At 67.4% G+C, this 5695-nt stretch carries 2 protein-coding genes and 1 pseudogene; 1 reads left to right on the forward strand and 2 read right to left on the reverse strand.

Annotated elements, in window-relative coordinates; genetic code table 11:
- Window positions 1-364: pseudogene (locus AC5JJ6_RS38640) on the reverse strand (ATPase); the annotation flags it as partial.
- 244 nt (window positions 365-608) lie between these two features.
- On the opposite strand from AC5JJ6_RS38640, the gene AC5JJ6_RS38645 reads away from it, so the two are divergent.
- Window positions 609-2225 (forward strand): alpha-amylase family glycosyl hydrolase, encoded by a 1617-nt coding sequence (locus AC5JJ6_RS38645; protein WP_496047131.1) that lies wholly within the window; start codon window positions 609-611, stop codon window positions 2223-2225.
- A 10-nt stretch (window positions 2226-2235) separates the two neighbouring features.
- Here AC5JJ6_RS38645 and AC5JJ6_RS38650 read toward each other — a convergent pair whose 3' ends face one another.
- On the reverse strand, window positions 2236-5694 hold the full coding sequence (locus AC5JJ6_RS38650; protein ID WP_496047132.1) for an indolepyruvate ferredoxin oxidoreductase family protein: 3459 nt from the start codon (window positions 5692-5694) through the stop codon (window positions 2236-2238).
- Window position 5695: the final 1 nt, after the last annotated feature.

Below are 5695 nucleotides of genomic sequence, written 5' to 3' on the forward strand. Positions count from 1 at the left end.
CCTCGAACTCCAGGATGACGCGGTCGTCGTGGCGGTGCGCGATGCAGCACAGCGGGCGTTCCGGCGCCGTCGTGACGGCGACCGGAACAGCGTCGTGGAGATGCGGGAAGACCGGCGACAGGTCGCGGCCCGCCAGCTCCGCCACCGCATCGGGGCCGAGCAGATCGGCCAGGGGACGGCCGCAGAGGTCTTCCGGCGCCATCGTCAGCAGGCTCGCCGAATTCGCGCTGGCCTGCGCTATGGACCAGTCCGCGGGATCGATCGACAGAAGGACGCCATGCGGCTGGATCGCGCCGGGAATGTGGATCGGCTCACGCTCGCAGGCGTTGCGGTCACCCGCCAGATCCGGGGCGTTCAATCCCATGACACAGGATATGGCAGGTTCATGGCCGTTGATCCGATCCTTCAACGCGGCCCCGACGCGGCCGCCTCCTCAAGCCGAGGACGTTTTCGAATCGAAACGATTGCCGGGGCATGAGTCAAGTATTTGAAAGTGGGTTGGACCATAGGCGTAGTTCATAGCTTGGTTACGAATATGCCTACAGAATAAGGCACTCGCCTTTTGGTACTTGATTTTCGATCAACCTCATATCTTTGCGGAGCAGGCTTTGAGCCCGAGTGAAAGCTGGCTTAGGGGAGCGGTACTATATCAACTATATCCGCTTAGTTTTTCCGACGGCAATGCCGATGGTTACGGTGACCTGGAAGGAATATTTCAACGGCTCGATCATATCGCATCACTCGGAATTGACGCCCTCTGGCTCTCGCCGTTCTACCCATCGCCGCTGAAGGACTTCGGGTACGACGTCAGCGACCACAGGTCGGTCGATTCGCGCATGGGCACGCTCGAGACGTTCGACCGCCTGCTCGCCGAAATCCACCGGCGCGGCCTGAAGCTGATCGTCGATCTCGTCTGTGGCCACACGTCCGACAGTCATCCTTGGTTCGCTGAAAGCCGGCGCTCGAAGCAGGCGGATAGAGCCGACTGGTATGTCTGGAGCGATCCGGCATCCGACGGCACGGCGCCCAACAACTGGCTGTCGGTGTTCGGCGGTCCCGCCTGGACCTGGGACCCGCGCCGGCGGCAGTACTACCTGCACCATTTCCTGTCCGCCCAGCCGGCGCTGAACCTGCGCAACCCCGCCGTCGCGGCGGAACTGCTCGGCACCGCCCGCTTCTGGCTGGAGCGGGGCGTCGACGGCTTCAGGATCGATGCCGTCGACTTACTGATGCACGACCCGCACCAGCGCGCCAACCCGCCGCTCGGGCCGGGTCCGTCCGGCTTTCCGGCCAAGCCGTTCGGCCTCCAGCAGCATATCCACGACATGGCGCATGCCGATACCGTCGGCCTGCTGGCCCAACTCCGCGAGGTCGTGGACCAGTACGGCGGCCGGGTGCTGCTGGGCGAGCTGTCGAGCCAGCCGGGGGCGGGCCGGCGGATCGACCGCTACACCAGGCAGGGAGGCCTGCACTCCGCCTATACGCTCGACCTGCCCAAGCAGCCGTTCGGAGCCCGCACCCTCTACGGTGCGCTGATGGCTGCCGGGACCGGCGCCGCCACCTGCTGGAGCTTCAGCAACCACGACGTCGAGCGGGCGGCGTCGCGCTGGAAGCCGCCCGGCGCCGATCCCCGGCGGTTCGCGGCGCTGCTGGCGCTGCTGTTCTGCTGCCTTCCCGGAACCCTGTGCCTGTACCAGGGGGAGGAGCTGGGACTGCCGCAGGCGGAGATTGACCCCGACGACCTGCGCGACCCCTTCGGGATGGCGTTCTGGCCGGAGTTTCCCGGCCGCGACGGCTGCCGCACGCCGATGCCCTGGATCGGCGGCGCACGGCACGGCGGCTTCACCGATACCGGGAAGCCCTGGCTGCCGGTGCCGGAATCCCATCGGGCGCTGGCGGCGGACCGGCAGGAGATGGACCCCGGTTCGACGATCAACGTCTGGCGGCGCTGTCTGGCGCTCCGCCGCCAGCTTCCCGACCTGAAGCACGGCGGCCTGTCGGACGTGGACGAGGACGGCGAGGTGCTGGCCTTCGCGCGCGGTGGCCGGCTGGTCGCGGTCTTCAACCTGTCGAACGCTCCGGCGGACTACGTGCTGCCGCCGGGACGCTACACGCCGGTCGAAACGCCGCTGCCCGCCGGCAAGGCGGTCGCTTCGGCGGAAGGGGAAGGCGTCACCCTCACCCTGCCGCCGCTCGGTGCCCTGCTGGCGATCCGCGAGAGCTGAAGCCGGCCGGCTACTCCGCCGCCATGGGAGTAGGCGCCGGCTGGCGGAAGGCCTCCAGCAGGGCCGCTTCCTTCGCCCGCGCATCGGCCAGATGGCGGTCCTTGACGGGGCCGAAGCCCCGGATGGCATCCGGGATCGAGGCGATCTGGACGGCCAGACCATGGTTCTCATGGTTCAGGCCGGACAGAAGCTCGCCCAGCGTCTTCTCGTAGTCGGCGATGAGCTGGCGCTCCATCTTCCGCTCGGGCGTGCGGCCGAACGGGTCGAGCCGGGTGCCGCGCAACCGCTTCATCCGGGCAAGACCCTGGAAGACCTTCAGCATCCACGGCCCGTAGGCCTTCTTCTTCGGCTCGCCCGTCGCCGGGTCGGTTTCCGCCAGCATGGGCGGCGCCAGATGGAACTCCAGCTTGTAGTCGCCCTCGAACTGCTCGCCGAGACGCTTCAGGAAAGCGCCGTCGGTATACAGCCGCGCCACCTCGTACTCGTCCTTGTAGGCGAGCAGCTTGAAGTAGTTGCGGGCGACCGCTTCCGTCAGGCCGGACAGGCCACGGGCGCGCTCGCCCTCGACCTGCCGCACCCAGTCGACTTGGCGCTTGTAGCGGGCGGCATAGTCCGCATCCTGATAGTCGGTCAGGAAGCTGACCCGGCGGGCGATCACCTCGTCCAGCGTCTCCGACAGCTTGACGCTCGCGGCCGTTGCCGGTGCAGCGGTCGCCTTGACGGCGCCAGGGTCGACGACGGCGCGGCGGCCCCAGCGGAAGGCGTCCATGTTCATCTTGACCGCGACGGCGTTCAGCTCGATCGCCTGCTCGATGGCTTCGGCCGAAACCGGGATCAGGCCCTTCTGGTACGCGACGCCCAGCATGAACAGGTTTGTCGCGATGCTGTCGCCCAGCAGCGCCGTCGCGATGCCGGTGGCGTCCAGCGCGGTCACCGCCTCGGCGCCGCCGCAGGCCTTGACGATTTCCGCCTGCAACTCCTTCGACGGAATGCGGAAGTCGGCGTTGCGGGTGAAGTCGGCGGTGATCGTCTCGTGGTCGTTCAGGACCGCGCTGGTGTGGCCCGGCGCCATCTTGGACAGGCAGTCGCTGCTGGCGGTGACCACCACGTCGCAGCCGATCACCAAGTGGGCGCCGCCCGCCGCCACCCGGACCGCGTGGATCTCCTCGGGTTTGGCGGCGATGCGGATATGGCTGGTGACCGCTCCGCCCTTCTGCGCCAGACCGGCCTGGTCCAGCACCGAACAGCCCTTGCCCTCGATATGCGCGGCCATGCCCAGGATGGCGCCGATGGTCACGACGCCGGTACCGCCGATGCCGGTGACCAGCACGCCGTAGGGATGGTCCAGGCCGGGGCGGGACGGTTCCGGCAGCGCGATCTCAGCCACGGCGGACTGGCTGCCCGCAGGCGCTGCCGGCTTGGGCTTCCGCAACTGGCCGCCATGGACGGTGACGAAGCTCGGGCAGAAGCCCTTGACGCAGGAGAAGTCCTTGTTGCAGGTGGACTGGTCGATCTGGCGCTTGCGGCCGAACTCGGTCTCGACCGGCGTCACCGACAGGCAGTTGGACTTCTTCGAGCAGTCGCCGCAGCCCTCGCAGACCTGCTCGTTGATCACCACCCGCTTGGGCGGATCGACCATGATCTTGCGCTTCCGGCGGCGGCGCTTCTCGGCGGCGCAGGTCTGGTCGTAGATCAGGATGCTGGTGCCCTTGACCTCGCGAAGCTCGCGCTGGACGCTGTCCAGGCTGTCGCGATGCTCGACGCGCACGCCGGCGGCAAGTCCGGTCGTCCCGGCATATTTCTCCGGCTCGTCGGTCACGACGACGATCCGGGTCGCCCCTTCCGCCGCCAGCTGCCGGCTGATCTGGGGCACCGACAGGGAGCCGTCATGGGCCTGCCCGCCGGTCATCGCGACCGCGTCGTTGTAGAGGATCTTGTAGGTGATGTTGACGCCGGACGCGATGGCGGCACGGACCGCCAGCAGGCCGGAGTGGAAATAGGTCCCGTCGCCGAGATTGGCGAAGATATGCTGCTCGTCGGTGAACGGCGCCTGACCGATCCACGGCACGCCTTCGCCGCCCATCTGGGTGAAGGTCTCCGTCCGGCGGTCCATCCACGTCGCCATGTAGTGGCAGCCGATGCCGGCCACGGCGCGGCTGCCTTCCGGGACCACGGTCGAGGTGTTGTGCGGGCAGCCGGAGCAGAAATACGGCTTGCGCTCGACCAGGGCCTTCCGCTTCTTGGCGTTCTCCTGCCGCTCCAGGAACTCGACGCGGCGGCGGATGCCCTCGTGGTCGTAGAACTTCAGCAGGCGCCGGCCGATGGTCACCGCGATGCGGGCCGGCGACAGCTCGTTATAGGCCGGCAGCATCTCGTGCGCGTCTTCGTCGAACTTGCCGACGACGCGCGGACGCACGTCCGGGTCCCAGTTGTAGAGCTGTTCCTTGAGCTGGTTCTCGATCAGCGCCCGCTTTTCCTCGACCACGACGATCTCTTCGAGGCCCTGGGCGAAGCGGCGGATGCCTTCGCGCTCCAGCGGCCACGTCATGGCGACCTTGTAGACGGTCAGCCCGATATCGGCGGCCATCTCCTCGGAGATTTCCAGGTCGTCCAGCGCCTGCCGGACGTCCAGATAGCTCTTGCCGGTCGTAACCACGCCCAGCCGGGGGCGCGGGGACGAGATCACCGTCTTGTCCAGCCGGTTGGCGCGGGCGAAGGCCAGCGCCGCGTAGAGCTTGTACTTCATCAGCCGCTCTTCCTGCTCGAGCGGCGGGTCGGGCCAGCGGATGTTCAGCCCGCCGACCGGCATGTCGAACTCCGGCAGGACGTAGTCGACGCGCAGCGGATCGATCGACACGGAAGCGGAACTCTCCACCGTCTCGGCGATCGTCTTGAAGGCGATCCAGCAGCCGGAGAAGCGCGACATCGCCCAGCCCATCATGCCGAGGTCGAGGAATTCCTGGACGCTCGCCGGGTTGAGCACCGGGATCATCGCATGGACGAAGGCGTGCTCGGACTGATGCGGGAACGTGGACGACTTGCAGCTATGGTCGTCGCCGGCCAGCACCAGGACGCCGCCGTTGCGGGACGAGCCCGCCGCATTGCCGTGCTTGAACACGTCGCCAGACCGGTCCACGCCCGGACCCTTGCCGTACCACATGGAATAGACGCCGTCATAGCGTGCGCCAGGGAACATGCCGACCTGCTGGCTGCCCCAGACGGCGGTGGCGCCCAACTCCTCGTTCACGCCCGGCTGAAACTGGATATGGTTGGTTGCCAGGAACTTCCGCGCCTTCCACAGCGCCTGGTCGAAGGCGCCGAGCGGCGATCCGCGATAGCCTGAAATGAAACAGCCGGTATTCAGCCCCGCCGCGACATCCCGCTGCCGCTGCATCATCGGCAAGCGGACCAGCGCCTGCGTTCCGGTCAAAAACACCCGCCCGCTTTCGAGCGTGTACTTGTCGTCCAGT

This window comes from Skermanella sp. (assembly GCF_059503625.1).